Consider the following 25,498-nt stretch of genomic DNA (forward strand, 5'->3'; position numbering starts at 1 on the left):
CCCCTTGGGATGACATCACTTTCCCCTCGAATCCGGGCGTGAATGGGGCAATGGGAAGAAATTGTCGGGAATTTTAACGATTTCTTCGGGGCAGTCGGGCCGTGCGAGAGGCGCGGAAACAGAAAAAGGGCCACGCGATCTGCGTGGCCCCTGTCTTTCGACGCTGGGCCGAAACTTAGTCGGCAGCAGCCGGGAAGGCCGTGGTGATGTGGTTGGTTTCCAGCTGGGTCTGAATGTCGCCGGACAGGTTTTCAACGCCCGAGGACACAACGGCCATAACGGCCAGGCCCAGGCCCACGATTGCGGCGGTCAGAACGACCCAGTCAACAGTCACGGCACCGGATTCGGAATTCAGGAAGGTCTTGATCATTGTCTTGCTCCAGGTTTGGTCTTTTTGAGTTTGCCCTATGGGTGTCTGCCCCCTTGGGATGACATCACTTTCCCCTCGAATCCGGGCGTGAATGGGGCAATGGGAAGAAATTGTCGGGAATTTTAATAGAATAATTAGTGTTCCGGAATCTTCTTTGGAAAAACGCAATGGCTCAGTCCAGCGGGGAAGCGGATTCTTTTCTTCTTGTGTGAGATGAGGCACTCTGTGCCCATAACAAACAGGCGATCGGGTAGGCGTATTCATGGCACAGCGCGAACTGATTCTGGCGGCGTGTGTCGCTGCGTCCGTCATGACTGGCGCTGGCGTTCAGGCGCAGGATGAGACCGAGCAGGTAGCTCCACCACCATTCCCGGAGTTCACTTTTCGGCGCATTACCGTTCCCACGCCGGGCCAAACCGGGCCTCGCATCAATATCCAGATTGGCGACCGTCCGGCCGAGCCAGCGGTTGAAACAACGGCGATTACCCCTGTCCCGCAAGGCGCCAATGCAGCAGACTGGTTCTGGGATGAGATCCCGGCAGGGCGCGATTTCAGTGCTGGGCGCTATCAGTCGGTTATGCAGCTTTTGTCGACCGCGCCCGAGGCAGGCAGCTTGCCGATTGCGCGGGCTGAGACACTTTTGGCCATGGCAGAGGCTCATGGACCGCGCATCCTGCAGGAGACCATCGGCACCAGCGTGTCACCCGCGCTTGTTCTGGCCGTGATGGCGGTGGAGTCCCTTGGTGACACCTCGGCAGAAAGCGGTGCAGGGGCACAGGGGCTGATGCAGCTTATTCCTGCGACGGCTGCTCGCTTCGGTGTGACCGATGCCTTTGACGCGGATCAGAACATTGCGGGCGGGGTCGCCTATCTTGACTGGCTCATGGATGAATTCGACCGGGACCCGGTGCTTGTACTGGCAGGGTATAATGCCGGTGAAGGGGCTGTGCGCGGGGCGAATGGGGTGCCCGATTTCCGCGAGACGCGTGATTACGTGCCAAGGGTCATGGCAACATGGATGCTGGCGCGGGCGCTCTGTGTCACCCCGCCTGAACTGGTAAGCGACGGTTGCGTGTTCCGCACCATGGTGGCCTCTAGCGGCTAGCCCATACCAATCTGCGCGGGTTCCGGTATAGTGGTGTGCATCGGGTTCAGCCTTTGCATGTCCTATGAAGGAGCCTGCCGATGCTTCGCACCACCATCATTCTTGCCCTCCTCTTCTTCGCCCCGGCTGCCTTGGCCCAGTCCTGGTGTTCCAACGGGCCGCTCAACGCGACCGAGCAGGCAATCTGTTCCACCCCCGATCTCGGCTGGCGCGATCAGGAGTTGGAGCAAGCCTATGCGGCGGTGCGCCAGATGCCGGGGGTGCAGACAGATCAGCAAGCCTGGCTATCGGACCGCAATAGCTGTGGCGGGAACGTCAATTGCATTCGCGCAGCCTACGACACGCGGATCGCTGCGCTGCAAGCCATGGCGCAGGGTGGTGGCAAGCCTACAGCGTCCGGGCCGCTCTATCCCACTGGCCCCGCTTGGTGCACGGAGGGGTCGCTGAACCCGGCTGAGCAGACGATCTGCGGAAACAGCGAGCTTGGCCAGATGGATCTTTATATGGCTGATCTTTACGCGCAGGTGCGTCACCTGCCGGGTATTGTCTCCGAACAGCAGGGGTGGTTGCGTGCGCGCAACGCTTGTTACTCTGACTACCCCTGTCTCTACGCAGCTTATTCCGACCGGATACAAGAGTTGCAGCTGCGTTACGGCGCAAACTGAAAACGCCGCCCCGGGAGGGGGGCGGCGTCATCATTGTCTCAGAAGGGGTCTGGTCAGTCGACGATGGTCGCTTGCGTGGCCGCGCGCAGTTCGTCCTCGGTGACGCCATCGGCGCATTCGACGATCTTCAGCCCGCCCTCGACCACGTCGAGCACGCCCAGATTGGTGATGATGCGATCGACTACGCCCTTGCCGGTCAGCGGCAGGGTGCATTCCTTCAGCACCTTGCTGTCGCCATGCTTGTTGGTGTGGTCCATCACGACCACCACGCGGCCAACACCGGCCACGAGGTCCATCGCGCCGCCCATGCCCTTGACCAGCTTGCCGGGGATCATCCAGTTGGCGAGGTCGCCGTTTTCCGCCACTTCCATCGCGCCCAGGATCGCGGCTGCGATCTTGCCGCCCCGGATCATGCCGAAGCTGGTGGCGCTGTCGAAATAAGAGGTGCGGCTGAGTTCAGTGATGGTCTGCTTGCCCGCGTTGATCAGGTCGGGGTCTTCTTCGCCCTCGAAGGGGAAGGGGCCCATGCCCAACATGCCGTTTTCGGACTGGAGCGTGATGTCCTTGTCGCCCACATAGTTCGCCACCAGCGTCGGAATCCCGATGCCGAGGTTCACATACATGCCGTCTTCAAGCTCTTCCGCCGCGCGGGCGGCCATTTGGTTACGGTCCCAGGGCATTATGCTTCCTCCCGCTTGCGGACAGTCCGCTGTTCGATGCGTTTTTCGTGCTCGCCCTGGATGATGCGATGCACATAGATGCCGGGCAGATGGATCAGATCGGGGTCGAGCGACCCGCGCGGGACGATCTCTTCCACTTCGGCGATGCAGATCTTGCCGCACATGGCCGCGGGCGGGTTGAAGTTGCGCGCGGTCTTGCGGAACACCAGGTTGCCGGTGTCGTCGGCCTTCCAGGCCTTGACGATGGACAGGTCCGCGAAGATGCCCTCTTCGAGGATGTAATCCTGGCCCCCGAACTGCTTCACTTCCTTGCCCTCGGCAATGACGGTGCCCACGCCGGTCTTGGTGTAGAAGCCGGGGATGCCCGCGCCACCGGCGCGCATACGCTCGGCCAGGGTGCCTTGGGGGTTGAATTCCAGCTCCAGCTCACCCGACAGGTACTGGCGCATGAACTCGGCGTTCTCGCCCACATAGGACGACATCATCTTCCTGATCTGGCGCGTGTCGAGCAGCTTGCCCAGGCCGAATCCGTCAACGCCCGCGTTGTTGGACGCGACTGTCAGGTCCTTGACGCCAGACTTAACGATCCCGTCGATCAGCAGCTCGGGGATGCCACACAGGCCAAAGCCCCCGGCGGCGATCAGCATGCCGTCGAAGAGAACGCCCTCCAGCGCCTCGTCGGCAGAGCCATATACTTTCTTCATGGATGAACTCCCGTCAAATTCCTCGGCGCAACCTGCCGCGCGCCGTGGGAAAGAGTCAACGCGCCCCGGCAGCGCAGCGGTCCGTTCCCCTGCAATACGCAAAAATACCCCTCGGGCAACTGGTTTCCCGGGGGGTAGGTATTTCTACGGCCCCTGAAGTGCATCTTCCATTTCGGCCAGCAGCACCGAGCAGTAGTTTTGGAATCTCTGTCCGGGCTGGCGGGCGTTGAAGATGTCCAGCATTGGGTCGGGCGCGGTGATGCGGCTGCCGGACAGCTCCTGAATGACGGCATGGCCGCAGAAGGGCACATAGGCCTCCAGATAGCCGCCCTCATGGACCAGAACCAGCCGCCCGTCACAAAGCTGCGCGGCGGCTTCCTTGGCCATCGTGGTCATCAGTCGGAAAGTCTCGGAGGTAGCCAGCATTCGGCCAAGCGGGTCCAGCGGCGCGGCATCATAGCCGCAGGCCACGATGATCACATCAGGCTGGAAATCGGCCAGCGCCGGAATGACCAGCCGTTCCATCGCCTCCAGATAGGTGTTGTGACCGGCCCCGGCGGGAAGCGGGATGTTAAGGTTAAACCCGTCGCCCGCGCCCGATCCGCGATCTTCGAAGTCGCCGGTGTCGAGCGGATAGTTGCGTTCCTGGTGGAGTGAAATCGTCAGCACATCATCGCGGTCATAGAAAATCGCCTCGGTGCCGTTGCCGTGATGCACGTCCCAATCCAGCACTGCGACCCGATCCACCATGCCGGCAGCAAAAGCCGCCTCAGTGGCAATGGCGATGTTGGCCAGAAGGCAGAAGCCATTGGGGAAATCCGGCAGGCAATGATGCCCCGGCGGGCGCGACAGCGCATAGGCATTGTCGACCTCGCCACGCAGCGTCGCAAACAGTGCCTCTTTCGCAAGGCCGGCAGACACGCGCGCAATGTCATAGCCCCCCGGCCCGAACGGCGTGCGCAGGCCAAGCTCGCCACCGCCCGCCTCTGACATCTCTCGAAACGCCGTCAGGTAGCTTTGAGGATGGACACGCAGCAGGTCTTCCTCGGACGCCATCGGAGCCTGCCGGACATCCAGCTCCCGGATCAGGCCCGTGACTTCCATCAAGTTCTTCAACCGCCGCTTGGTTTCCGGGTTCTCAGGCAAGCCACCGGGCATCGGTTGCACAAGGCCCCCAACCGGCAGCATCATTGCGTAGTTGCCTCCTGAATGCCAAAAACAGCGCTCGTCCCAGAAAAATCCCGTCGCCATCCAGCTCTCCCTGTTGTCTGATCGCAGCTTGGCCCTGCGCCTGCACTTGCGCAAGCCATGTGGTGCGCTAGGAAGGGATATGGCCCGTATTGTCCCTGACCTTAGTGCCCTTGCAGTGCCTGGCACCCGCATCGCCATGCGGGTGACTCCAAAAGCGTCTCGTAATGCGTTGGTCCCGGCAGACACCTCAGATGGGCCATTGCGGGTTTACGTCACCACTGCACCAGAAAGCGGAAAGGCCAACGCCGCGGTTCTGAAATTACTGGCTAAAGCGCTCGGTTTGCCGAAGTCGAGACTGAGCATCGTGCAGGGGGAAACCGGGCGTGACAAGCTGGTCGAGATCGGCTGAGGCTTGCCCAAAGCGGATCGATCTGGTGGGATCACCATATGCCCGATCCGACCGACAAAGACCTTGCCGACCGGTACCTCCCCTTGCTGGAGGCGGAGTGCGCCGCACTTCAGCGGTCTTCCAGCGAGACGGCGGAGGGGCGCAAACCCGTGGAGCTGGACCAGACCAGCATCGGTCGGCTGTCGCGTCAGGACGCGTTGCAGGGACAGGCCATGGCCTCGGCGCTAGAGGCACGACGGCACGGCAGGCTGCGAGCTATCGCTGCCGCGTGCGCGCGAATAGAGGAAGAAGAGTATGGTTGGTGCGAGGATTGCGGCGAGTTTATCGGCTTTCCCCGCCTGGACGTGGACCCATGCGCGGTGCGCTGTGTCTCTTGCGCCACCTGAGCCTAGCTTTCTTCGACCCGAACCGTCTTGATCTGATAGATCCCTTCCGGCAAGTCCAATGCCGCTGCTAGATCACGCAATTGGGCTTCTGATAGGGTGATTTTCTGAACGCGGTCGCTTTGGGCGTCATACTGTTCCAGCGTCACACATTCTTCGAAGGCCGAGATGGTGATGTCCTCTGCCAACGGGGCGGTGCCCTCGTCGACCAGGGTTATGACTGTCGCGTCGAAGTCGTGTTCAATCGTAAACATGATCACAGATTAGGGGGGCGGACGGGGCTTGCCTAGCCCGTTTGCCAAAAATCACAGCAGCATATCTTGATCTGCGTCAAGGCCGGCGCCGCGCTGATGCGCGACCCTGGGGCCATTAGGATCCGCCTCGGACCGCCCCTGGCTGAAGGAGACCAGCAATGCCCGGACGCAAGACCATTGAAGATCATGAGAAGCTCATGGGCCGGATGGCGGATCGGCTTGGCGTTGATCTCGACGAGGCCGAGCTGCGGGGCGATCTGCCCCCGGAACAGCGCAGCGACATGGTGCTAAGCTGCACCAACTGCACCTCTCCCGAAGAATGCGGCAAGTGGCTGGAAAGTCACGATAAAGCAGAGGATGCACCGACCTATTGCCGAAATGGAGAGCTGCTAAAAGCCCTCCGTGACAGCTGAATTTCAACGCAGTCAGGACTCTCCAATGACCCATCCGCTTGGCGATATCCGCCATCATTTTATGCTGTCACAGACAATGGCCAAGGTCACAGGTGCCGATCTGATCCATGCCGTGCAGGCGGGGTTAATCTCGCAGGAGGACTGGGCCGATGCCGTCACGCGGTGCCGGGGCTGTGACTGGGCGCGGTCCTGTGAAGAGTGGCTTTCGGGGCAAGGAGAAACCACCGTGAAGGCACCCTCAACCTGTGCGAATGCTGCGCTTTTCAATCAGCTTGCGAGCTGATTTTTTTCCATGACAGAACGGACACTCTCAGCCTAACCTTTTGAAAACAGGGGAGGGATGGGGATGTTGCAACGGGAATGGCGGCGACTGGTGAATCGCTGTGTCTGGTCATGGGCGGGTTGGAAAAACGCCTGGGTCAATGAACCGAGTCTCAAGTTCTGGACAACCATGAATATTCCGAGCGCGGCTTTGGCGCTGTGGTTGCCGCTGAGCCGCGGGGAAACCATGGTCATCCTGATGGGCGGTGTGATGATTTTGGCGGCGGAGCTGTTGAACACATCGCTGGAGCGGACGGTGGATTATATCTCGACAGAGCAAGATGTCAGGGCGCGTGACGCCAAGGACGTGGGCAGCGCAGGCGTGGCAATGACAGCGATGGCCGTGGGGGTTGCGTGGCTTGTCGTTTTGTTCGGATGACGCTACCCCTCTGACAAGGAAGGGAAATTCATGCGGCAGATCGAGAATGTGATCAGCGACCGAGGGTCAAAATATGCGGTTTCCGGCGGCGCCGTTGCCAGCCGCGAGGATGTGGATGAATTTCTCAAAACTTTGAAAAAGAAGAAAAAATACGCCAAGGCCACGCATAATTCCTGGGCCGTGCTACTACCAGAGGGGCCGCTCAAATCCGATGACGGGGAAAGCGGCGCGGGCAATATCATCCTCAAGATGCTGGAGGGGGAAGGCCTAAACTCTCATCTTGTGGTGGTCACCCGCTGGTATGGTGGCAAACATCTGGGCGGTGACCGATTTCGTCACGTGGCCGATGCCTGCCGCGCCTATTTCGGGCAAAAATAGAGGGGCGCCGAGCGTACACCCGGTGCACCCCCGCCATGCAGACAAACGCCCTCAGAGCGCGTTGTGCGACCCGTCGCAGAGCGGCTGACGCGAAGAATGCTTGCAGCCGCAGAAGAATACCTTGCCAGTCTTTTCGGCGGTGTATTTGACCGGATTGAAATCGCTGCCCTTGTGAGACCCGTCGCAGAACGGCTGGTTCTGGCTCTGGCCGCAGGCACACCAGAAGTAGTTCTTGCCTTCCTCCACCTCGACGGGGAAGGGGGCTTTCTGCGCGATTTTGGGGGCGTCGGTCATGGGAGCTCTCCTATGGTGGGTTGGCTGAGCATGAGAGTGAACCAGCCCTTCAGCAGAAGTCCACAAGGCGGGATGTGCATTGGGGCAGGGAGGATGTGCGAAATCCGGTTGGAAGACCTTTAGCCATTGTGGGTACATTGCCCACCCTATGCCCGGGTTTCCCGCGCGCAGTGTCAGCCGGTTTTGCGCTGCACTGTGATTACCTCGTCGCACCAGTCGGAGATCATCTGCATCACCGGGCCGCGCACGGCATCGCCCTCCATCAGAATCTCGTGCCGGCCACCGTCGATCTGGCTGAGCTTGCTGCCCGGCCAACTGGCGGCGCGTTCGTGAATCGCGGGGGGTTCGACAATGCGTTCATCGGTGCCGAGAAACACCAGCATCGGAAGGTCTGGCGGATCCATCTCCATCAGCGTGGCGGTTTCTTCCAGCGCCGCGTTAACCCATCGGATCGACGGGCCGCCAAGGGCCAGTTCCGGGTGCTTTGCGACCTGACCTTCCATGTAATTGAACATGTCTCGGTCATTGGTCAGCGGGTTGTCATTGAATTCCATCGGCGCGGCGGGGCCGGTGGTGGGGGCAAAGCTCTTGTCCAGGCCGAGCGGTTTGGACAGGCCCATGACCACGCCAGAGATCGCCTTGAGAAACCTCGACATGCGGATTCCCCACATGGGCGCGGAGAATATCACGCCAGCGACCGGCAAACCGTCATAAATGGCACGCAGGCCGATGGCGCCGCCCATGGAATGGCCAAGCAGGAACCAGGGTTTCGGCAGGTTCAGATCGGCGAGAACGGCGCGCAGGGCGTCCACATCCTCGCGGTACTCATCGAAGCTGACCACATGGCCCATGTCGCGGCGATGCGCGGGACGGTCGGATAGCCCCTGCCCGCGCCAGTCCATGGCCAGCATTCCATAACCAGCATTCGCGAATTCACGGGCGAGGCGGCCATATTTCTCAATATATTCGGTCCGGCCCGGAAACATGAGGATGGTGCCCTTGGGCCCCGCGGGCCAGACCCCCACGCGCAGGCGGGTGCTGTCCTTGGCGCGCAGCCAGTAGGCTTTTGCGCCTTCGGGGCCGTCGGCAATATCCTCTAGAAACGGGGCCGGTTCCATCGCGTCTTATCCCAGAAGACCACCCAGGCGCATGGCCGTGCCCATGTCGCCGTCAAGGCGCAGGCGGCCGCCCATGAAGGCGGAGGTGGGGTTCAACTCGCCGGACAGGATCTCTTGAAAGGTGTCGGCATCGGCGGAGAGCGTCACGTCCGCCTCATCCGCGTCATCAGCCGCGCGCACGCCGCTGCCGTCGACCATGATCGCCCCTTCGCCGTCGATGGCGAATTTGGCAGTGCCGTCGAAGCCTTCGGACAGTTTTTCGGAAAGTGCGGCCACGGCTGCTGTGATGATCTCGCTCATGTGATGCGTCCTTCGTCAGTTTCAGGCCGAAAACCACTGGAATGACCGGCCCCAGATGCTAAGTTCGGGGATGACCATGCGGAAATTGCGCTCAACATACAACAGTGTCGTCGCGGCAGCCATCGCCTTGTTTTGCGGGCTGATGCCGGCGCAGGGGCTTGCCGATCAGCTGGATGAGCTGTTCCGGCAGTTGGCCGATCCCGGCACGACCAACTGGGAAACGGTGGAACGTGATATTGAAATCCAGCTGAGCCTGTCTGGGTCCGCGTCCGCCGACCTGCTGCTGAGGCGCGGGCAGGACGCGCTGGAGGCGCAGGATTTCGACGCCGCAATTGACCATTTGACAGCGCTGACAGACCACGCGCCGGACTTCGCAGAAGGCTATAACAGCCGCGCGGTTGCCTATTTCCTTGCTGGCTTGATCGGGCCGGCACTGGACGATCTGCGGCATGTTCTGGTGCTGGAGCCACGTCATTACGGGGCGCTGGCGGGAATCGGGTCTGTCATGGAAGAATTGGGTGATCATGAGGCCGCACTTGCCGCCTATCGTGCTGCCTTCGCTATACATCCGCACCGAGCCGACCTACATGCTGCCATAGCCCGGCTGGAACGGGCCACCGAGGGCACCGCCCTTTAAGTTTCGCGATCCCGAACGAAGGGCGACAGAGCAGAACCATGCAACGCCAGGGGCGCATCACGGCCGTTCTCGGGCCGACCAATACCGGCAAGACCCATTACGCCATCGAGCGGATGCTGGCGCATCGCACGGGGGTGATTGGGCTGCCGCTAAGATTGTTGGCGCGCGAGGTCTATGACCGGATCGTTTCGCTGCGCGGGCCAAGGGTTGTGGCGTTGATCACCGGCGAGGAGCGGATCGTTCCGGACAGCGCCCAATACTGGGTCTGTACGGTCGAAGCGATGCCTGCGGGCATGGGCTGCGATTTCCTGGCGGTCGATGAGATCCAGCTTTGCGCCGACCCGGAGCGGGGGCATGTGTTCACCGACCGGCTGTTGAATGCGCGGGGACTGCACGAGACGTTGTTTCTTGGGTCCGACACGATGCGCAGTGCGATTGCGGCCTTGGTGCCGGGCGCGCAGTTCATGCGGCGCGAAAGGTTTTCAGAGCTGACCTATACCGGGTCGAAGAAGATCAGCCGGATGGTAACGCGGGCGGCGATCGTGGGGTTCTCGGTCGAGAATGTCTATGCAATTGCAGAGCTTTTGCGCCGCCAGCGGGGTGGGGCGGCCGTGGTGATGGGGGCGCTCAGCCCTCGCACACGGAACGCTCAGGTAGAGCTCTACCAGAACGGGGATGTGGATTACCTTGTGGCCACCGATGCCATCGGGATGGGGCTGAACCTCGATATCCGGCATGTGGCCTTTTCCGGCCTGCGCAAGTTCGACGGGCGCAAGATGCGGCAGCTTGCCCCGAATGAGCTGGCCCAGATCGCGGGCCGCGCCGGGCGGCACACGCAGCCGGGGACGTTCGGGGTAACTGGCGAAGCGAGCCCGCTGGACGACGAGGTGGTGCAGGCGATCACCAATCACAGCTTCCGCCCCGTGGGTAAGCTTTTCTGGCGCAATGCGCGGATGGAGTTCGGCACCGTGGACCGGCTCATATCCTCGCTGGAAGCTCCGGCAGAGGACGAATGGCTGACCCGCGCGCGAGAGGCCGACGACATCCGCGCGCTCAAGACCATCTCGGCGATGCCTGAAATGGCCGACAGGATCAGCGGTGCGAAAGATGTGCGCCTGCTATGGGATATCTGCTGCATTCCCGATTTCAGGGGTATCAGCCATGCTGAACACGCGACCCTACTGGCCCGGATCTATGAATTCCTGCATGGCGTTGGCCGGGTGCCCGACGACTGGATGGCCCGCCAGGTTAAGCGGCTGGATCGAACGGATGGCGATATTGATACACTCTCGAAACGTTTGGCCTATATCCGGACATGGACTTATGTGGCGCAACGTTCTGGCTGGGTCGATGACGAAAGCCATTGGCGCGGAGCCACGCGTGCCGTAGAAGACCGCCTGTCAGATGCTCTGCACGAACGTCTGACCCAAAGATTTGTTGACCGGCGCACCAGCGTATTGCTGCGCCGGTTGAAGCAGAAGGAGGGCCTTGTGGCCGACGTGAATGACAAGGGTGAAGTGACGGTCGAGGGCGAATTCGTCGGCCGTTTGGAAGGGTTCCGTTTCCGGCAGGATGCCAGCGCGACCCCGGATGAAGCAAAGACGCTGCGCCAGGCGGCGGTTGCGGCTTTGCGGCCTGAATTCCACCTGCGCGCCGACCGCTTCTACAATGCCCCCGATACAGAGTTCGATTTTACCGAACAGGGTGGCTTGATGTGGGGCGATCAGGCGATTGGCAAACTGGTGAAGGGGGCCGAGCCTCTGAAACCCGTGGCCGAAGCCTTCGTCGACGAAGAAGCCGGGCCGGAGGTGATGCAGAAGGTGCAGCGCCGGTTGCAGCACTTCATCGACCGCAAGATTGCGACGCTGTTCGAGCCGCTGCTGGCGATGTCGCGCGACGAGGAAATCACCGGTCTGGCCCGAGGTTTTGCCTTCCGTCTGGTCGAAGCGCTTGGCATTCTGCCGCGCGCGGAGGTTGCCGATGACGTGAAATCGCTGGACCAGGAGGCGCGCGGACTGCTGCGCAAGCATGGAGTGCGCTTTGGTCAATTCACGATTTTCCAGCAACTCTTGCTGAAACCCGCTCCGACACGCCTGCGTCTTGTGCTGTGGGGGCTGGCCAGCGACCACGCGGAGTTCCACGAAAGCCCGCCGCCGGGCCTGGTGACGATCCCCGCAGTCGAAGGCGCGCCGCGCGAGTACTACACCAATTCCGGCTATCGTCTGGCGGGTGCCCGCGCGATCCGCATCGACATGCTGGAACGTCTGGCCGACATGCTGCGTCAGCAGGACAGCCGGTCGGGTTTTGAGGCCACCGCTGATATGCTGTCGATCACCGGCATGACGCTGGACCAGTTCGCCGATCTTATGGGCGGGCTTGGCTACGCCGCTGAAAAGGGCGAGCGTCCCAAGGTGAAAGCGGCTCCTGCCGTGGCGGGCGGCGAGCCTGAGACACCCGTCGAGGTGCCGGGCGATGCGCCTTCCGAATCTCCTGAGGTACCGTCGGAGGCTCCGGCGGAAACGCCTGTAGAGGCTCCGGTCGAACAGCCGGCTGAAGCGCCTGCGGACGCACCTGTTGAGATGCCCGACGAGGGCAGCGCCGTGGTGGCTGAACCCGAGGTCGAGACCTTCTACACCTTCACCTGGGCCCCGCGCCGCCGGTCTGGCCCGCAAGGTGGCCCGCGTCGTGATGGTGCCAGGCAGGGTGGCAAGCCGCGCGGCAAGGGTGGCCCCAAGGGCAAGGGTGGCCCGAAAGGTCCGCGCAATGACAAGCCAAAGTCCTACACGGCCAAGCCTGAACGGCGTGAGAAGAAGATCGACCCCGATAACCCGTTTGCGCAGGCGCTTGCGGGGCTGAAGGGCAACTCCTGACCGAGGGGGCGTCCCCCCGGCTGCGGCTTGATAAATGGCTGTGGCATGCGCGGTTCTTCAAGACCCGCACTCTGGCCGCGCGCATCGTTGCGGGCGGCCATGTGCGGGTGAACACCCAAAAGGTGCACAAGCCCGCCGCAACGGTCGGCCCCGGTGATGTTCTGACCTTCGCCCAGGGCCGTGACGTGCGTGTGGTTCGGGTCGTGGCCATTGGTGAACGGCGTGGTCCGGCGCCTGAGGCGCAACAGCTTTACGACGATTTGACGCCGGTCAAGGAAACCGTCCCGCAAAACCCCTCATACGAGGGAAAGGGGCGGCCTTCGGGCAAGGATCGCCGGGCGCTTGGTTCTTTACGCCGCAGCCCGCTTGAATGATGCCCGTGCCCGGATTAAACCGGCCCTCAGAGTTGTAAAACGGAACTGCCATGACCTACGCCGTGATCGAGAACTGCATCAACTGCAAATACACCGACTGTGTCGAGGTATGCCCGGTGGATTGCTTCTACGAGGGGGAAAACTTCCTCGTCATTCATCCCGATGAATGTATCGATTGCGGTGTGTGCGAACCGGAATGCCCGGCGGATGCGATTCGGCCCGATACCGAGCCGGACATGGAGAAATGGGTTGAGCTGAACCGGAAATATTCCGAGATGTGGCCGGTCATTGTTTCGAAGAAAGACCCGCTGCCGACGGCAGAGGAATTTGACGGCAAGGACGGGAAGCTGCCCTTGCTGTCGGAAGCCCCGGGCGAGGGCGGCTGACCGATTCGCCCAGGCGCTGGCGGCTATGCTGGTGCCAAAAGTGATGTTGCACTGCGGCAAAACCCTGTGAAAACAGGGCTTTTGGCGGTGCTTGCATTGCGAATCTTTGAAATGGCCAAATTTTGTGCTATATTCCTGTTACATAGGATGTCTCGAGACCGCAGAAGACGCGGCTGTGCCTCGCCGCGCATGAAATCAAAGAATGACAGCCCGTAGTGGAAAGCCCGGCTTTCCTCGCGGTGTTTTTGTCGCCCGTGACTGGGTTGTAAAAGGAAAACCGTATGAGCAAATCGCGCAAATCGCAGGAATTTCGCCCCGACGACTATGTCGTTTACCCCGCGCATGGGGTCGGGCAGATCGTGTCCATTGAAGAACAGGAGATCGCCGGTCTGTCGATGGAACTGTTCGTGATCTCGTTCGAGAAGGACAAGATGACCCTGCGTGTGCCAACCGCAAAAGCCACCGAGGTGGGAATGCGGTCGCTTTCCAGCCCCGATGTGGTGAAGAAGGCAATGGAAACGCTCAAGGGCAAGGCCCGGGTAAAGCGCGCCATGTGGTCGCGCCGGGCGCAGGAATATGAACAGAAGATCAATTCCGGTGACCTGATCTCGATCGCAGAGGTAGTCCGCGACCTGCACCGTGCAGATGATCAGCGGGAACAGTCCTATTCAGAGCGTCAGCTTTATGAAGCAGCGCTGGAGCGTCTGACCCGTGAACTGGCCGCCGTTAACGGCATGGATGAGGCTGGGGCGCAGAAGCGTGTGGACGAAGTGCTGACCGCCCGCGCCGCCTGATCAGACCGGTTCTACAGATTGACCCCGTCGCAGAGATGCGGCGGGGTTTTTCGTGGCGGGGAAGGGCCTTCCAAGGCCCTTGGAAGCGGTTTGCAAACCGCTTTTCGAAAGGCGCTTGCAAGCGCCTTTGCCGCGCCGGTCAAAGCGATGCGGCCAGGACGGCCAGGGCGGTGATTTCGGATAGCTGTTGGCTGGCCCCCAGGATATCACCGGTCTGCCCGCCAATCTTTGCCTTTGCCAACATCCCGAGCGCGAAGGCCACGGCCACAACCAGCAGGGCTGCCCAGAGTGCTGCGACACCAGTCAAGATCAGCGCCAGTGTTAGTGCCACGGCGCCACCGATTGCTGCTGCCTGCAATGGTGGCTGGCCCACGGCGCGCGACAGCCCTCCGTCGCGCGCAGGAGGCATCCAGGCCATAAGCGCCACCATCGGCACCCGGGACAGCATCGCAGCGGCCAGCAGCACGGGCAGCGCATGATCCGCCGCGATCAGCCCTGACAGCAAGGACCAGCGCGCCAGCACCGACAGGATCAGCGCCAGCACCCCGTAGGTGCCGATATGACTGTCCTTCATGATCTCCAAACGCCGCTCTGCCGTCCAGCCGCCCCAGAGCCCGTCAGCGGTGTCGGCCAAGCCGTCCTCGTGCATCGCACCCGTCGCCATCGCCATGACGGCAAGCGCCAGCGCCGCAGACAGCCCGGCCCCAAAACCGGCGCTCAACCAGATCGCCAGTCCGGCCAATAGCGCAGGGGCCAGCCCCGCCAGCGGCCAGGCCCAGGCCGAAGCCGCGCCTCGGGCCATGTCGGGTTGTCCCGGTAGGGGCAAACGGGTCAGAAGCCCGATCGCCAGGCGAAGATCGCCGGAAATCTGGTGCAGAATGTCGCGCGGGGCCATGATCCTGGATCCTTTCGGTCGCATTCCAGTGGACAATCCGGCATATCCGCCCAAACGCCCCTTTGGCAATGACAGAGAGACCGACGCCGATGACGACGCCCTTTACCACGCTTGCCGAATTTCGTGCCCTTCTATCCGACGCGCCCGGCCCCGACAGTGCCGCCCGCGCAGGCGCACAGGACCGCAACGGCCAGTTGACCAAGCCGCCGGGCGCGCTTGGCCGGTTAGAGGATCTGGCGATCTGGTATGCGGGCTGGCGTGGCGACGCACGCCCAGAGATCAATTCTCCACAGGTTCTGATCTTTGCGGGCAACCACGGGGTGACGGCCCGCGGCGTCTCGGCCTTTCCGGCAGAGGTCACGGTGCAGATGGTCGCCAATTTCGAAGCGGGCGGCGCGGCAATCAACCAGTTGTCGAAGGCGGCGGGCGCGTCCATGCAGGTCCATGCGCTGGATCTGGACCGGCCCACGGCGGATTTCTCTGCCGGTCCCGCGATGAGCGCGGCAGAGGTCGTGGCAGCTCTGGCCACGGGCTGGAACGCGGTTGACGCGCAGGCCGACCTGCTGGTCACGGGCGAGATGGGGATCGGCAACACCACATCCGCCGCCGCCATTGCATTGGCGCTGTTCGGCGGTGACGCTGCGGACTGGACGGGCCGGGGCACGGGCGTGGACGATGCAGGCCTGGCGCTAAAGGCTCAGGTCGTGGCCGAAGGTTTGGCGGCCAATCCTGGTGCGAGCGAAGACGCGCTGGAGGCGCTGCGCTGCCTTGGCGGGCGCGAATTGGCGGCGATGGCGGGCGCAATTGCGCGGGCGCGGGCCTTGCGCATTCCGGTCATTCTGGACGGGTTCATCTGCACGGCGGCAGCGGCTACACTGGACCGCGCGGTCCCCGGTTCTCTGGATCACACGGTGGCCGGGCACATGTCGGCCGAAACCGCCCATGGCAAGGTGCTGAAGCACCTGGGCAAGGAACCGCTTCTGACGCTAAACATGCGGCTTGGCGAAGGCTCCGGTGCGGCCCTGGCGATCAACGTTCTGAAGGGGGCGATTGCCTGCCATTCCGGTATGGCGACCTTTGCCGAGGCGGGGGTTTCCGACGGCTGAAGCGTGGTGATGGGTGCGGGCGCGGAACTGTCTGCACTGCGCACCCCGCTGCTCACCCCGAGACCCGACCCTCATGGCTGACGGTGTCGTCATTCTCGTCGTCGTCATCTTCATCGAGCGCGATGTCAGCCTCTTCGACCTTTGTCACGATCGCTGTTTCCAGCGTGTTGTTCAGCTCCCGGGACCGGGCTACATAGGCCTCGTTTTCGGACAGCGGTACGCCGGGCTGCCACAGCTCAGCCAGTTCGCGCAGCGTGTGGCGGTCGTGGCGGTAGAAGGCCATCTCCATCTCATGCGCTTCGTATTCGGAAAGCCCCATGTTTTCCAACACGTAGCGTCCCGCACGCAAAGAACTGTCGAACATCTCGCGCACGATGTCATTGGCGCCCGCCTGATAGAGCTCGTAGGTGTGCACCCGGTCATAGGCGCGGGCGACGATGTGGATATCGGGGCGGCGGCGGCGGGCGTAGCGGACCAGTTTCAGCACGTCTTCCTTGCCGTCCATGGCCACGACCAGCACCTTGGCATGATCCAATCCCGCGGCGTGCAGCAATTCGGGCCGGGTCGGGTCGCCAAAATAACCGTGAATGCCGAAACGGCGCAGAAGCTGGATCGTGGGAAGGTCGGAATCGAGAACCACGGTTTTGAACCCCGACAGTTGCAGCATCCGGTTCACGACCTGTCCGAAACGGCCTGTGCCCGCGATAATGATGCTTTCCTGATTGTCGATTTCATCTGGGGCGGGGCCGTCATCGGTGGTTTCCTTAACCAGATTTGAAAGCACCTCGTAAAGGATGAAGAAAAGGGGTGTCAGCAGCATCGACAACGCCACCACAAGCAGCAGAATCTCGGCCACGTGGCCGGGCAGAACGTGGCTGGCAACCGCGTAAGAGATCAGCACGAAGCCGAATTCGCCCGCCTGCGCGAGGCTGAGGGTGAAAAGCCACTGGTCACGCCCGCGCAGCCCGGCGGCAAGTCCGATCCCGTACAAGATGAGCCCCTTGGCAATCATCACCCCCAGGGTCAGGCCGAGGATGGTGAACAGATGTGACCAAAGCACATCGAAATGGATACCCGCACCGACGGTGATGAAAAACAGGCCAAGCAGCAGGCCCTTGAAGGGTTCGATATTGGCTTCAAGCTCGTGTTTGAATTCGGAATTGGCTAGCACGACCCCCGCGATAAACGCCCCAAGCGCGGGGGAAAGGCCCACAAGCACCATCAGGAAGGCGATGCCGACCACGATGACCAGTGCCACAGCGGTGTACATTTCCCGAAGCCGGGCCATGTGGATGAACTGGAACAGCGGCCGGGTCAGGAAGCGGCCCCCGACGATCACGGCGGCGACGGCCGTCAGGGTGATCAGCGTCACACCCCATGCGGGAAGGCCCTGAACCAGTGACATTCCGGTTTCCGCCGCAGCTTCCATCCCCGGACGCTGGATCGATCCGTCGGGGGAAAACTGCGCCGCAGGCACGGTGGCCAGCAAGGGCAACAGCGCCAGCATCGGGATGACGGCGATATCCTGCGTCAAGAGGACGGAAAAGGCAGACCGCCCGCCGCCAGTGCGCAACAGCTTCTTTTCCGTCAGGGTTTGCAGGACGATCGCAGTCGATGACAGCGCAAAGATCAGCCCTACGGCAAGCGCCTGCTGCCATGGCAGGCCGAACACCGCCGCACCGCCGCCAATAACGATGGTGGTCAACCCGATTTGTGCGCCGCCAAGCCCCACCAGCTTGTCACGCATTTCCCACAGGCCCTTTGGGTTCAGCTCCAGCCCGATCAGGAACAGCATCATGACCACGCCAAATTCAGCCACATGCTGTAGCCCGTGTGGATCGGCGCCCACTTGGTAGAGAATGGGGGCAAGCGCGATGCCCGCGATAAGGTAGCCCAGAACCGACCCAAGCCCGAGCCGCACGGAGAGCGGCACCGCGATCACCATCGCAGCGAGATAGAGCGTGGCCTCGAAGAGGATGGAATCCATTTTCGGCAGTCCTGAATTGTTCGCAGTTGCAGCATCGCGGGTCTGCGGGGGTTTGGCAACAGGACAGGCTGTCAGGTGGGCAGAGGCGCGTCGGGTTTCTGCTGATCCATGACGATCTGGCTTTGCACCCGTGCAACTGCGGGCGTCGGAAGAATGACCTCGTGAATCAGGCGATGAAGCGCGCCCAGATCGGTGCAGTAGACGCGCAGCAGATAGTCTGCTTCGCCGGTCAGGGTCCAGGCCGAGATGATCTCGGGCCGGGTGTCGATGATGCGGGTGAAGGCGCGGACCTTGTCGGGGTCATGGGTGGCCATCTGCACCTGTACGAAGGCTTGTACGTTCAGCCCGAGCGCCTCGGGAGAGACCACAGCACGCGCACCGGTGACGATCCCCGCCTGTTCCAGACGCTGGCGGCGGCGGCCCGCCTGGCTGGCCGACAGGTTCAGACGATCCCCCAGTTCCTGCGCGGTCAGGCCCGCATTGTGCTGAATCGCTTTCAGTAGGCGGCGGTCGGTATCGTCGATCATGTGCGTGGTTTCCGCATTTTTCATCGAATAAATGATAATTGAGCGCATAGAACACTGCAATAGTCACGTACTTCGCGCATTCTTTGCGTGTCAGCTGCGGTATTCTGGGTCCAAGCGAACACCAGACAGGAGGAAACGCCCATGGGTCCGTTCCCGCATGACGCCCCCCGCGCCACCATTTCCGCAGAGAATCCCGCCGGCACCGACGGGTTCGAATTCGTTGAATTCGCCCATCCCGAACCGCAGCAGCTGCGCGACCTCTTTGCCAAGATGGGTTTCGTTCACACCGCCAATCACAAGACCAAGGCGGTGGAGTTGTGGCAGCAGGGCGATATCTCGTACATTCTGAACGCCGAACCGGGCAGTTTTGCCGCCAAGTTTGTTGAGGAACACGGCCCTTGCGCCCCCGCGATGGCCTGGCGCGTCGTCGATGCGCAGCACGCCTATGAGCACGCAATCTCCAAAGGGGCGGAAGCCTATGACGGCGCGGATAAGACGCTCGACTGGCCCGCGATCAAGGGGATCGGCGGCAGCCTGATTTACTTCACCGACCGCTATTTCGACGCCTCGCCCTATAACGAGGAGTTCGACTGGATCAGCAGCGCTCATCCGCAGGGGGCTGGCTTCTACTACCTCGATCACCTGACCCACAACGTCCACAAGGGCAATATGGACACCTGGTTCCGCTTCTACGGCGACCTGTTCAATTTCAAGGAAATCCGTTTCTTTGATATTGAGGGCAAGTTCACCGGCCTTCTGTCCCGCGCGCTGACCTCGCCTTGTGGCCGCATCCGCATTCCGATCAACGAGGATCGGGGCGAGAAGGGGCAGATCGTCGAATACCTACGCCGCTACAAGGGCGAGGGCATTCAGCATATCGCCGTGGGGACCGAGAATATCTATGCCTCGACCGATCTGATCTCGAATGCTGGTATCAAGTTCATGCCGGGCCCGAACGAAACCTATTATGATCTGTCCTACGAGCGGGTTAAGGACCACGACGAGCCCAAAGAGAAGTTGATGAAACACGGTATCCTGATCGACGGCGAAGGCGTGGTGGATGGCGGTGAGACACGCATTCTGCTTCAGATCTTCTCGAAGACCGTGATTGGGCCGATTTTCTTCGAGTTCATCCAGCGCAAGGGTGATGACGGGTTCGGGGAGGGCAACTTCAAGGCGCTCTTCGAGTCGATCGAAGCCGAACAGATCGAGCGCGGGCTGTTCAAGGACGAAGACAAGGGCAACGCTGCCTGACACAGGCTGCGTCAAGACCCAAGGGAGGGCCCCGTCCGGCATGATCCGGGCGGGGTTTTTCGTCAGTTGAAGGCCAGAACGCCGAAGATGATGGCAATGGCAACGCCGCCGCGCGCGATGCTGGCCAGAGATTTCATGCGCGTCAGGTCGGGCGGAGTGCCGGTGGTTTCTGCTTTGCGCGCGATGGCTGTCATCATCGTGACTGGTACGAGAACCGCTGTTGCCCCGGCCATCTTGACCCAGAAGGTCCAATCGAGCGCCGAGATGTCATAGGACGCAAACATCATGCCGAGGCCAGAGAGCCACAGCAAAACGATGGCGCCAAAACCGATCTTTCCGATGATTCCCATTGTCTGGGCCACCATCGGCGGTGGTGGCGCCTTGGAGGCGATAACCTTTTTCAGAAGCAGCCCGTTGCCGATGCTGGCGGCTCCGCCAGCAAACAGGCTGAACATATGGACGATCTTGAGCAGGATCAGCATGATGTCCCCCTTGTCATGCACTGTGTTGGGGAAAGCCTAGGCCCAGATCATGTGTCGGGTCAAATCGGCGGCACGCGCCAGCAAATACTGTTTGCGGGAACAGGTTTCGGAAGGCATGTGAAGGAAGGTCCGGCAAGGAGACATAAATGAAACGCTCGACAATCAACGAGATCATGGGGCAGGCGGATGCCTTTATCCGGTCTTTTGGCTTCGCTCTGCCGCCTTTCGCCTATTGGACCCCCGATGAGATGCGGTCACGCCGGGGGCAGATTGACAGGATCATCGAGGGCCGCTTGGGGTGGGACATCACCGATTATGGTGAGGAGCGCTTCGATGAAATGGGGCTGTTCCTGTTTACCCTGCGAAATGGACGGCAGGCGGATCTGAAACGGGGCGGGGGCATGTGCTATGCCGAGAAGCTTTTGATCAGCCGCAAAGATCAGCTGAGCCCGATGCATCGGCATTACCTGAAGGCCGAGGACATCATTAACCGGGGCGGTGCGGCCATGGCGATCAAACTGTATGGCTCGGCCCCCGATGGCAGTCTTGATGAATCCGCTGGCGGCACGGTGCTGTGCGACGGGATCGCGCGAGAGTTCGCACCCGGCGAGGTGCTGCTGTTCCAGCCCGGCGAAAGCATCACCCTGATGCCAGGCGACTGGCATGCCTTCTGGGGCGAAGGGGGTGATGTGCTGATCGGTGAGGTGTCCACCGTCAATGATGACGAGACGGACAATTGGTTCAGCGCGCCTATCGGGCGGTTTGCAGAGATCGAGGAAGACGTGGCGCCGGATCATCTGTTGGTGTCTGATTACGGGCGGTGGCTGGCATAGTCTGACCGGATTTCGCCGTCTTCGGCGTCGATCCGCGCGTTCGCTTTGCGAACGCGATTCTTGGGCAATGCGCCTGGGATCTTGCACTCTGATTCAGGGTCTTTGGATGGGTTTGGTGGTTTCGCCGCGCGCTGCGCACACGTCGACTGGGCAAGGGTCGAGTTTGCAGGTGCAGGATGGTTGGATCACTTGGGCGCGTTAATCCCGACGAAAGCGTTGATGTCGCAGGCTGATTGCTGCCGGAGTGTCGGGCGCGGCTTCCCAAGGACGGGTGGGGCCGCTAAAACGCGCCGGACAGGTTACCAGAAGGTTCCGCATCATGACCCAGATCCGCCCGCAACCCGGCATCATGGAGATCGCGCTCTACCAAGGGGGCGGGGCCTCCATCGCGGGGCAGGAAACGCCGCTGAAGCTCAGCTCGAACGAAAACCCGTTCGGGCCGGGGCCGAAGGCAGTGGAGGCTGTGCAGGCTGCCGCTGGCAAGATGCATCTCTACCCCTCGACCGATCACGCGAGCCTGCGGGAGGCGATTGGCGAGGTGCACGGGCTGGACCCTGACCGGATCATCTGCGGGGTTGGGTCGGACGAGATTATCACCTTCCTGTGCCAGGCCTATGCCGGTCCGGGGGATGAGGTGCTGTATACGGAACACGGTTTCCTGATGTACAAGATCTCTGCCCTGGCGGCCGGTGCCACGCCCGTGGTCGCACCAGAGCGGGATCGAACGGTTGACGTGGATGCGATCCTGGAGCGGGTGACCAGCCGCACGCGGCTCGTCTTTATCGCCAACCCCAACAACCCTACCGGCACGATGATCGGCGGCAATGAGGTGGCACGGCTGGCGGCCGGGTTGCCAGACAACTGCCTTTTGGTGTTGGACGGGGCCTATGCGGAATATGTAGATGGGTTCGATGGCGGCGCGACACTGGTTGACCGGCGCGACAATGTCGTGATGACCCGGACCTTCTCCAAGATCTACGGGCTTGGCGGGCTGCGGGTTGGCTGGGGCTATGCATCCCGCCCCGTCATCGACGTGCTGAACCGGGTGCGGGGGCCCTTCAACCTGTCGACGCTGGCGCTGGCCGGGGCCGAGGCTGCGGTGCGCGACACAGCATATGTGGATCACTGCCGGGTGGTGAACACCGCACAGCGCAAGCGTTTGGCTGACGGGATGGCCGCGCTTGGCTTCCACTCTGATCCGTCCGAGGGCAATTTCATTCTGTGCCGGATGGGTGATGAGACCACGGCCAAGGCCGCTGATGCGCATTTGAAGGCCAAGGGAATCATCGTGCGGCTGGTGGCGGGCTATGGACTGCCCGATTGCATCCGCATCACCGTGGGGTCCGAGGCCGATGTGACCCGCGTGCTGGAGGCCATGGCCGATTTCGGAGGTGCGGCATGAGTTTGATCTACCAGAGGGTCGCCCTCATCGGACTGGGGCTGATCGCGGGTTCAATGGCACATGCGATGCGCCGCGACGGGCTGACTGGGGAAATCGTGGGCACTGCGCGGTCGGCGGAAACGCGTGCCGTGGCGCGCGAGATCGGGCTGTGCGACCGGGTTGTGGACAGTGCTGCCGAGGCCGTGGAAGGCGCCGATCTGGTGGTGCTGGCGGTTCCGGTCGGTGCCATGGGCCGCGTTGCCCAAGAGATCGGCCCTCATCTGGCGCCTGGCACGACAGTGACCGATGTGGGGTCGGTCAAGAAGGACGTGGTTGATCAGGTCGGGCCACACCTGCCCGAAGGGGTGCATTTCATCCCCGGCCATCCGCTGGCGGGGACCGAGCATTCAGGGCCGAAGTCCGGTTTTGCCGAGCTGTTCGAGAACCGCTATACCCTGCTGACACCGGTTGAGGGCAGCGAGCCTGAAGCCGTGGCGCGGCTGCGGTCGCTTTGGGAAGGCATGGGGGCCAATGTCGAGGAGATGGATGCCGAGCACCATGATCTCGTGCTGGCCGTAACCTCGCACACACCACACCTGATTGCCTACACGATGGTGGGCGTCGCCGATCACTTGCGGCGTGTGACCGAAAGCGAGGTCATCAAATACTCCGCCGCCGGTTTTCGCGATTTCACCCGAATTGCCGCCAGCGACCCAACAATGTGGCGTGATGTGTTCCTGACCAACAAAGAGGCGACCCTGGATATTCTCGGGCGCTTCACCGAGGAACTTTTCGTGCTGCAACGGGCGATCCGCATGGGCGACGGGGATGCGCTGTTTGACTATTTCACCCGAACGCGGGCGATCCGGCGCGGTATTATCGAGGCGGGGCAAGACACGGATGCACCGGATTTCGGCCGGGTCAAACCGCGCAAAAGCGGGGATGAGGGATGAGATTTGCGCGGGCGGTGGCAGCGATAGCGGTTTTGGGCATTGCCCTGCCGGCACTCGCTTATGCGCCCGCGCAATCCCTGCGGCCCCTGCCGCGCCCCGATACATCGCCCGCGCCGCAAAGCCCTGCTGACCGCGTGCTCGGGCCGACGGACCCGCTTGTCGTGACGATCATAGCCACCGACCTGGCACCGTCTTCGTCCCTGCGGCCGATCTATCGCCCCGGTCGGGCCGAACAGGTGACAGAGATCCGGTCAGATCAACCGATCGTGGCAGAGCTGCCGCCACAGGAGACGGAGACACAGGGCCCTCCACGGGGTCTCCTGGCACTGCTGGCGGGACAAAACCGTCGCAATCCGCCGGGTGTCACGGCCGTACGCATATCGCTGCGACCTTTGGAACGACCTGCGGGGCTGGCTGCGGCCATCCGGGCGGCGGAAACGAGGGGCACTCCGGGGCGGGTGACACAACCGGGCCAGCGCGGGGCGTTGTGCGGGCAACGCGGCATAATTGGCGACCGGCTGGAACGCATTCCGGGACGGATCAACGGATGTGGCATTTCCGAGCCTGTACGCGTGCGGGAGATTGACGGCATCACCCTTGCACAGCCCGCGACGGTCAATTGCGACACGGCACTGGCCCTTCAGGACTGGCTTAATGACGCGGTCATTCCCACGGTTGGGCGGCGCGGGGGCGGGGTGGCGTCGCTGCGCGTTGTGGCCTCCTATTCCTGCCGGACACGGAACAACCAGCCCGGTGCGCGGCTGTCGGAACACGCTACGGGCAATGCGATCGATATCGCGGGCATTGGCCTTGTGGATGGGTCCGAGATCTCGGTTCTCGACGACTGGGGCGGGGGGCGAGAGGGCCGCATCCTCCGACAGCTGCATGAGGCGGCGTGCGGCACGTTCGGAACGGTTCTGGGCCCGGAATCGGACCGCTTTCACCGGGACCATTTCCACTTGGACGTCGCCTCGTATCGCAGCGGCTCCTACTGCCGCTAACGCAGGATCAGGCGCGGGGCGGGGCCAAGCGGGATTGGGCCGAAATAGACCTGCCCGTCCGAAAAGCTAAGCGTCGCGTCGAGGTCCTCTGGACGGCCTGACAGGCCCGCAAGCAGGCCAAGACCGGTTTCCAGCGTGCCACGAAAGCTTGCGGGGATCGCGCCTGCATTCACGCCGATCTCGATCATTGCACGCCAGTTCTGCGCCCGAACGGACAGATCGCCCATAGGCATCCCCTCGGCGTCCACATCGAGATCGCCGGAAAGACGCAAGGCCAGTTGCCCCCATTCGGCGCGCAATTCGGTCAGTTCAACGCGGGTGATTGCCGGCCTGCTGCTTTCCAGCGCCGTCAGATCCCAGATGCGGTCAAAGCCCATGATGGCGTCAAGATGGACCAGCTCGATGGATTGCGGCAGCACCCCGGCCGGGTCCAGAAGGGCCAGAACCGCGCCCGCCGGATCCACGCCACTGGCGTCAATGCGAATGTCATAGCGGTGACCGGGCTCGTGTCGTTCCGCGACCAAAGCCACCGCACGATCCAGGCGGCTGGACCACCCAATGTCACTTTCCATTTCCAGCGCAGTGATCCGGGTTTCGGATTGTTCCAACGCGAGATAGTCCAGCGGGCGGATATGCAGCATCGCCTCTAACTGTTCGGCGCGGATTGTGATGTGTTCGAACGGCGTCGACAGGGTGTGTTCGGCCGGCCAGACCGCGCGTATCGCCTGCGGTTGATAGCTGTCCTGTTCCAGCCGAAATCCGTCCGCCTCTACCGCCCAACCACTTTGCGGATCAGCCAGCATCAGCTCTGGCAGGGTGGTGATGAAATGGAACGGATAGCCCGACGTTTGTACCGTGTCGCGGGTCACGACCCACCCGGCTGCCTCACGATCGGCCAGCCAGCCCGTAAGCAACCGTTCCGTCGCAATAGAACCGACCAGCCAAACGACTGACCAGATCGCGACAAGCGCACCGATCACCCAGGCCCAGACCTTCATTGCGCGCATCTCCTGTTTCATCCCGCTCATGCTCTGCATATACGGGGGCGGGTGCA

At 62.1% G+C, this 25,498-nt stretch carries 32 protein-coding genes; 19 read left to right on the forward strand and 13 right to left on the reverse strand.

All coding sequences use genetic code 11. From position 1 onward, the window contains the following. Positions 1–175 precede the first annotated feature (175 nt). Complete coding sequence (locus ACROHD_RS04885) at positions 176–370, reverse strand: pilus assembly protein (protein ID WP_432676237.1); 195 nt, start codon at positions 368–370, stop codon at positions 176–178. Positions 371–632: 262 nt separating this feature from the next. On the opposite strand from ACROHD_RS04885, the gene ACROHD_RS04890 reads away from it, so the two are divergent. Next, on the forward strand, positions 633–1,475 hold the full coding sequence (locus ACROHD_RS04890; RefSeq protein ID WP_432676238.1) for a lytic transglycosylase domain-containing protein: 843 nt from the start codon (positions 633–635) through the stop codon (positions 1,473–1,475). A gap of 80 nt (positions 1,476–1,555) precedes the next feature. Next, positions 1,556–2,140, forward strand: a complete 585-nt coding sequence (locus ACROHD_RS04895; RefSeq protein WP_432676239.1) for a lysozyme inhibitor LprI family protein — start codon at positions 1,556–1,558, stop codon at positions 2,138–2,140. A gap of 53 nt (positions 2,141–2,193) precedes the next feature. On the opposite strand, the gene ACROHD_RS04900 is transcribed toward ACROHD_RS04895, so the two are convergent. The 3 genes from ACROHD_RS04900 to ACROHD_RS04910 all read right to left on the reverse strand — a co-directional run bounded on the left by ACROHD_RS04900 (position 2,194) and on the right by ACROHD_RS04910 (position 4,775). Continuing rightward, positions 2,194–2,820, reverse strand: a complete 627-nt coding sequence (locus ACROHD_RS04900; protein ID WP_432676240.1) for a 3-oxoacid CoA-transferase subunit B — start codon at positions 2,818–2,820, stop codon at positions 2,194–2,196. Further along, entirely contained in the window at positions 2,820–3,524 is a 705-nt protein-coding gene (locus ACROHD_RS04905; protein ID WP_432676241.1) for a CoA transferase subunit A, read from the reverse strand. Before ACROHD_RS04905 ends, ACROHD_RS04900 begins: the two co-directional genes overlap by 1 nt. 144 nt (positions 3,525–3,668) lie before the next feature. After that, positions 3,669–4,775 carry a class II histone deacetylase gene (locus tag ACROHD_RS04910; protein ID WP_432676242.1) on the reverse strand — a complete coding sequence of 369 codons (1,107 nt, stop codon included), beginning with the start codon at positions 4,773–4,775 and terminating at the stop codon, positions 3,669–3,671. A 79-nt stretch (positions 4,776–4,854) separates the two neighbouring features. Here ACROHD_RS04910 and ACROHD_RS04915 point away from each other — a divergent pair, with 79 nt between their 5' ends. Beyond that, entirely contained in the window at positions 4,855–5,124 is a 270-nt protein-coding gene (locus tag ACROHD_RS04915; RefSeq protein WP_432676243.1) for a DUF167 domain-containing protein, read from the forward strand. A gap of 83 nt (positions 5,125–5,207) precedes the next feature. Next, complete coding sequence (locus tag ACROHD_RS04920; RefSeq protein ID WP_432676244.1) at positions 5,208–5,510, forward strand: TraR/DksA family transcriptional regulator; 303 nt, start codon at positions 5,208–5,210, stop codon at positions 5,508–5,510. A gap of 2 nt (positions 5,511–5,512) precedes the next feature. Here ACROHD_RS04920 and ACROHD_RS04925 read toward each other — a convergent pair whose 3' ends face one another. Beyond that, positions 5,513–5,761 carry a DUF8831 family protein gene (locus ACROHD_RS04925; RefSeq protein WP_432676245.1) on the reverse strand — a complete coding sequence of 83 codons (249 nt, stop codon included), beginning with the start codon at positions 5,759–5,761 and terminating at the stop codon, positions 5,513–5,515. A gap of 158 nt (positions 5,762–5,919) precedes the next feature. On the opposite strand from ACROHD_RS04925, the gene ACROHD_RS04930 reads away from it, so the two are divergent. From ACROHD_RS04930 to ACROHD_RS04945, 4 genes are all read left to right on the forward strand, one after another. Continuing rightward, positions 5,920–6,174 (forward strand): DUF6455 family protein, encoded by a 255-nt coding sequence (locus tag ACROHD_RS04930; RefSeq protein WP_432676246.1) that lies wholly within the window; start codon positions 5,920–5,922, stop codon positions 6,172–6,174. Next, the gene (locus ACROHD_RS04935; RefSeq protein ID WP_432676247.1) at positions 6,164–6,457 is read left to right on the forward strand and encodes a DUF6455 family protein; all 294 of its coding nucleotides are present in this window, start codon (positions 6,164–6,166) and stop codon (positions 6,455–6,457) included. The genes ACROHD_RS04930 and ACROHD_RS04935 overlap by 11 nt, the downstream gene beginning before the upstream one ends. Positions 6,458–6,520: 63 nt before the next feature. After that, positions 6,521–6,874 (forward strand): diacylglycerol kinase, encoded by a 354-nt coding sequence (locus ACROHD_RS04940; RefSeq protein ID WP_432676248.1) that lies wholly within the window; start codon positions 6,521–6,523, stop codon positions 6,872–6,874. A 30-nt stretch (positions 6,875–6,904) separates the two neighbouring features. Next, a complete protein-coding gene (locus ACROHD_RS04945; RefSeq protein WP_432676249.1) occupies positions 6,905–7,252 on the forward strand; it encodes a YigZ family protein in 348 nt (115 codons plus the stop codon). 51 nt (positions 7,253–7,303) lie between these two features. Here the strand turns inward: ACROHD_RS04945 and ACROHD_RS04950 are convergent, their stop codons facing one another. From ACROHD_RS04950 to ACROHD_RS04960, 3 genes are all read right to left on the reverse strand, one after another. Next, positions 7,304–7,546, reverse strand: coding sequence for a CDGSH iron-sulfur domain-containing protein (locus tag ACROHD_RS04950; protein ID WP_432676250.1), 243 nt, complete (start codon positions 7,544–7,546; stop codon positions 7,304–7,306). A gap of 173 nt (positions 7,547–7,719) precedes the next feature. Further along, positions 7,720–8,664: an alpha/beta fold hydrolase gene (locus ACROHD_RS04955; RefSeq protein WP_432676251.1), complete on the reverse strand. Its 945-nt coding sequence runs from the start codon at positions 8,662–8,664 to the stop codon at positions 7,720–7,722. Between the two features lie 6 nt (positions 8,665–8,670). After that, positions 8,671–8,964: an SCP2 sterol-binding domain-containing protein gene (locus ACROHD_RS04960; RefSeq protein WP_432676252.1), complete on the reverse strand. Its 294-nt coding sequence runs from the start codon at positions 8,962–8,964 to the stop codon at positions 8,671–8,673. 76 nt (positions 8,965–9,040) lie between these two features. Between ACROHD_RS04960 and ACROHD_RS04965 the strand changes: the two genes are divergently transcribed. The 5 genes from ACROHD_RS04965 (at position 9,041) to ACROHD_RS04985 (ending at position 14,025) form a co-directional block, all read left to right on the forward strand. After that, positions 9,041–9,601, forward strand: a complete 561-nt coding sequence (locus tag ACROHD_RS04965) for a tetratricopeptide repeat protein (RefSeq protein ID WP_432676253.1) — start codon at positions 9,041–9,043, stop codon at positions 9,599–9,601. Between the two features lie 38 nt (positions 9,602–9,639). Then, positions 9,640–12,471, forward strand: a complete 2,832-nt coding sequence (locus tag ACROHD_RS04970; protein ID WP_432676254.1) for a helicase-related protein — start codon at positions 9,640–9,642, stop codon at positions 12,469–12,471. Beyond that, the gene (locus ACROHD_RS04975; RefSeq protein ID WP_432676399.1) at positions 12,468–12,845 is read left to right on the forward strand and encodes an RNA-binding S4 domain-containing protein; all 378 of its coding nucleotides are present in this window, start codon (positions 12,468–12,470) and stop codon (positions 12,843–12,845) included. Before ACROHD_RS04970 ends, ACROHD_RS04975 begins: the two co-directional genes overlap by 4 nt. A 50-nt stretch (positions 12,846–12,895) precedes the next feature. Continuing rightward, complete coding sequence (gene fdxA, locus ACROHD_RS04980) at positions 12,896–13,231, forward strand: ferredoxin FdxA (protein WP_071688651.1); 336 nt, start codon at positions 12,896–12,898, stop codon at positions 13,229–13,231. Positions 13,232–13,512: 281 nt separating this feature from the next. Further along, positions 13,513–14,025, forward strand: a complete 513-nt coding sequence (locus ACROHD_RS04985; protein WP_432676255.1) for a CarD family transcriptional regulator — start codon at positions 13,513–13,515, stop codon at positions 14,023–14,025. Positions 14,026–14,164: 139 nt separating this feature from the next. Here ACROHD_RS04985 and cobS read toward each other — a convergent pair whose 3' ends face one another. Further along, entirely contained in the window at positions 14,165–14,920 is a 756-nt protein-coding gene (gene cobS / locus ACROHD_RS04990) for an adenosylcobinamide-GDP ribazoletransferase (protein WP_432676256.1), read from the reverse strand. A gap of 89 nt (positions 14,921–15,009) precedes the next feature. Between cobS and cobT the strand changes: the two genes are divergently transcribed. Then, the gene (cobT, locus tag ACROHD_RS04995; protein ID WP_432676400.1) at positions 15,010–16,026 is read left to right on the forward strand and encodes a nicotinate-nucleotide--dimethylbenzimidazole phosphoribosyltransferase; all 1,017 of its coding nucleotides are present in this window, start codon (positions 15,010–15,012) and stop codon (positions 16,024–16,026) included. Between the two features lie 52 nt (positions 16,027–16,078). Here cobT and ACROHD_RS05000 read toward each other — a convergent pair whose 3' ends face one another. Together ACROHD_RS05000 and ACROHD_RS05005 are read right to left on the reverse strand one after the other, a co-directional pair. Continuing rightward, on the reverse strand, positions 16,079–18,013 hold the full coding sequence (locus tag ACROHD_RS05000) for a cation:proton antiporter domain-containing protein (RefSeq protein ID WP_432676257.1): 1,935 nt from the start codon (positions 18,011–18,013) through the stop codon (positions 16,079–16,081). 71 nt (positions 18,014–18,084) lie between these two features. Beyond that, the gene (locus tag ACROHD_RS05005; RefSeq protein WP_432676401.1) at positions 18,085–18,540 is read right to left on the reverse strand and encodes an Lrp/AsnC family transcriptional regulator; all 456 of its coding nucleotides are present in this window, start codon (positions 18,538–18,540) and stop codon (positions 18,085–18,087) included. Between the two features lie 141 nt (positions 18,541–18,681). Here ACROHD_RS05005 and hppD point away from each other — a divergent pair, with 141 nt between their 5' ends. Continuing rightward, a complete protein-coding gene (gene hppD / locus ACROHD_RS05010; protein WP_432676258.1) occupies positions 18,682–19,794 on the forward strand; it encodes a 4-hydroxyphenylpyruvate dioxygenase in 1,113 nt (370 codons plus the stop codon). Positions 19,795–19,856: 62 nt separating this feature from the next. On the opposite strand, the gene ACROHD_RS05015 is transcribed toward hppD, so the two are convergent. Continuing rightward, positions 19,857–20,276 carry a hypothetical protein gene (locus ACROHD_RS05015; protein WP_432676259.1) on the reverse strand — a complete coding sequence of 140 codons (420 nt, stop codon included), beginning with the start codon at positions 20,274–20,276 and terminating at the stop codon, positions 19,857–19,859. A gap of 146 nt (positions 20,277–20,422) precedes the next feature. On the opposite strand from ACROHD_RS05015, the gene ACROHD_RS05020 reads away from it, so the two are divergent. The 4 genes from ACROHD_RS05020 (at position 20,423) to ACROHD_RS05035 (ending at position 24,444) form a co-directional block, all read left to right on the forward strand. Continuing rightward, entirely contained in the window at positions 20,423–21,109 is a 687-nt protein-coding gene (locus ACROHD_RS05020; protein ID WP_432676260.1) for a D-lyxose/D-mannose family sugar isomerase, read from the forward strand. A 319-nt stretch (positions 21,110–21,428) separates the two neighbouring features. After that, positions 21,429–22,511 carry a histidinol-phosphate transaminase gene (gene hisC, locus ACROHD_RS05025; RefSeq protein ID WP_432676261.1) on the forward strand — a complete coding sequence of 361 codons (1,083 nt, stop codon included), beginning with the start codon at positions 21,429–21,431 and terminating at the stop codon, positions 22,509–22,511. Further along, positions 22,508–23,443 carry a prephenate/arogenate dehydrogenase family protein gene (locus ACROHD_RS05030; protein WP_432676262.1) on the forward strand — a complete coding sequence of 312 codons (936 nt, stop codon included), beginning with the start codon at positions 22,508–22,510 and terminating at the stop codon, positions 23,441–23,443. The genes hisC and ACROHD_RS05030 overlap by 4 nt, the downstream gene beginning before the upstream one ends. Next, a complete protein-coding gene (locus ACROHD_RS05035) occupies positions 23,440–24,444 on the forward strand; it encodes an extensin-like domain-containing protein (RefSeq protein ID WP_432676263.1) in 1,005 nt (334 codons plus the stop codon). Before ACROHD_RS05030 ends, ACROHD_RS05035 begins: the two co-directional genes overlap by 4 nt. Here the strand turns inward: ACROHD_RS05035 and ACROHD_RS05040 are convergent. Next, complete coding sequence (locus ACROHD_RS05040) at positions 24,441–25,472, reverse strand: DUF2125 domain-containing protein (RefSeq protein WP_432676264.1); 1,032 nt, start codon at positions 25,470–25,472, stop codon at positions 24,441–24,443. The genes ACROHD_RS05035 and ACROHD_RS05040 overlap by 4 nt on opposite strands. Positions 25,473–25,498 lie beyond the last annotated feature (26 nt).

It is taken from the genome of Nioella aestuarii, assembly GCF_050896395.1.
Taxonomy (GTDB): domain Bacteria; phylum Pseudomonadota; class Alphaproteobacteria; order Rhodobacterales; family Rhodobacteraceae; genus Nioella; species Nioella aestuarii.